Origin of the sequence: Burkholderia sp. BCC1999 (assembly GCF_905339975.1) — a bacterium.
Classification (GTDB): domain Bacteria; phylum Pseudomonadota; class Gammaproteobacteria; order Burkholderiales; family Burkholderiaceae; genus Burkholderia.
In genome coordinates this window covers 1-2,014 of sequence record NZ_CAJPHP010000050.1, presented here as the reverse complement: position 1 = coordinate 2,014, position 2,014 = coordinate 1, and the positions used below count along the sequence as shown (strand labels likewise).

Sequence of the window (2,014 nt, the reverse complement as noted above, 5' to 3'; positions counted from 1 at the left end):
ATTCGTTCTTCGCGATCGTCAGGTTCACGTTGTCGACGGCCGTGCTGTCGCCGAATTTCTTCACGACGTTTTCGATGCGCACGAATGCGTCGTTTTGCGGGCGGGCCGCGGCGGCCGGCTGGGTCTGTCTTGCAGCAGCGGAAGAGGGTATCGATTGCATGGGAGTCACCATTCGTTCTTCACGGATTGCAGGCGTGAGCGTCCCCGCACGAGGCGCACAATGCGACTCGCGGACAACGGCTCGTGCCGGATGGAACAGTGCGCGCGGCGCGCGCGGGCGGACGGAGGTCCGCGGATCTCAGGCGGGCAGGCGTGAAGCGATGCCTGCGCCGCCGGAATGCTTGGCGATCAGTGGCCGGTCTTCAGTTGGGCCCACAGGCGGTTCTGGAGGCGCAGGATGTCGGCCGGCATCGGCTTCATCAGCACCATTTTCTTCAGCACGTCTTCCGGCGGGTAGACGGTCGGATCCTGCGCGACGCCCGGCGTGACGAACTGGTGCGCGGCCTTGTTCGCGGTCGGATAGAACACCGTGTTGGTGATCGCCGCGTTGACCTTCGGATCGGACACGTAGTTGATCCACTTCAGTGCGGCCTCGGGGTGCGGTGCATCCTTCGGGATCACCATCACGTCGAACCACAGCAGGCCGCCTTCCTTCGGGTTCGAGAACTTGATGTCGTACGAACGCTTCGCTTCGGCCGAGCGGCGATGCGCGATGCCGACGTCGCCCGACCAGCCGAGCGCGACGCACACGTCGTTGTTCGCGAGGTCGTTGATGTAGCCGGACGAGTTGAACTGGGTGATGTACGGGCGGACTTTCTTCAGGACTTCGAAGGCTGCCTGGTAATCGCCGGGGTTCTTGCTGTTCGGATCCTTGCCCATGTACTGCAGCGTGGCGGCGAACACGTCGACGGCCTGGTCGAGGAACGACACGCCGCAGCCCTTCAGCTTTTCCATGTTGGCCGGGTCGAACACCAGGGCCCAGCTGTCGACCGGCGCCTTGTCGCCGAGTGCCTTCTTCACTGCCTGCGCGTTGTAGCCGATGCCGTCCGTGCCGTAGGCCCAGGGCACACCGTACTGGTTGCCCGGATCGGCGTCGGAGATCATCTTCATCAGCAGCGGATCGAGGTTCGCGAGGTTCGGCAGCTTCGACTTGTCGAGCTTCTGGTACACGCCGGCCTGGATCTGCTTGGCCATGTAGTTCGACGTCGGCACGACGATGTCGTAGCCCGAACTGCCGGCAAGCAGCTTCGCCTGAAGCGTGTCGTCGCTGTCGTAGTTGTCGTACTTGACGTGGATGCCCGTCTGCTTCTGGAAGTTCGGGATCGTGTCCGGTGCGATGTAGTCGGACCAGTTGTAGACGTTCAGGTCCTCGGCATGCGCCGACGGACTGGCGACTGACGTGAACGCTGCCGCGGCGGCGAGGGCGGCAACAGAACAGGCTTGGCGAAGAAAGCAGGCACGCATGGTGGAATTCCCCTGGTTATGGGGCGTGCGGCGCCCGCCGCACGCCTGTAGGCAAAGCCGTTACGAAATACCCAGTTGCTGGGCGGTTGCATCGACGGCCTTCTTTGCCTTCGACACGAGTTCATCAATTTCCTGGCGCGTGATCACGAGCGGCGGCGACAGCAGCATCCGGTCGCCGGTCGCACGCATGATCAGGTTGCCGTTGAAGCAGAAGTCGCGGCAGATCGTGCCGACGTCGCCGCCGTTCGCGAAGCGACGGCGATCGGCCGGCGATTCGGCGAGCTGCAGGCTCGCGACGAGGCCGTGACCATGCACCTCGCCGATGATGGGGTGACGCGCGAAGGTCTCGCGCATCAGCGCCTGGAAGTACGGGCCGGTGTCGTTCTTCACGCGCTCGACGATCCCTTCGTCGCGCAGCAGCTTCAGGTTCGCGACCGCGACGGCCGCCGCCACCGGGTGGCCCGAGTACGTGAGCCCGTGATTGAATTCGCCGTTGTCGATGATCGGCCGCGCCACGCGCTCGTGAATGCCGACCGCGCCCATCGGCACA

General features: G+C 64.2%; 2 protein-coding genes and 1 pseudogene. All 3 read right to left on the bottom strand.

All coding sequences use genetic code 11. The annotated features are described in order from the left end of the window. A pseudogene (locus U5809_RS34470) lies at positions 1–160 on the bottom strand (polyamine ABC transporter ATP-binding protein); the annotation flags it as partial. A gap of 188 nt (positions 161–348) precedes the next feature. Next, positions 349–1,464, bottom strand: coding sequence for a polyamine ABC transporter substrate-binding protein (locus tag U5809_RS34465; RefSeq protein WP_166962640.1), 1,116 nt, complete (start codon positions 1,462–1,464; stop codon positions 349–351). A 60-nt stretch (positions 1,465–1,524) separates the two neighbouring features. Further along, on the bottom strand, positions 1,525–2,014 hold a 490-nt coding region (locus U5809_RS34460), incomplete at its 5' end, for an aminotransferase class III-fold pyridoxal phosphate-dependent enzyme (RefSeq protein WP_322089834.1).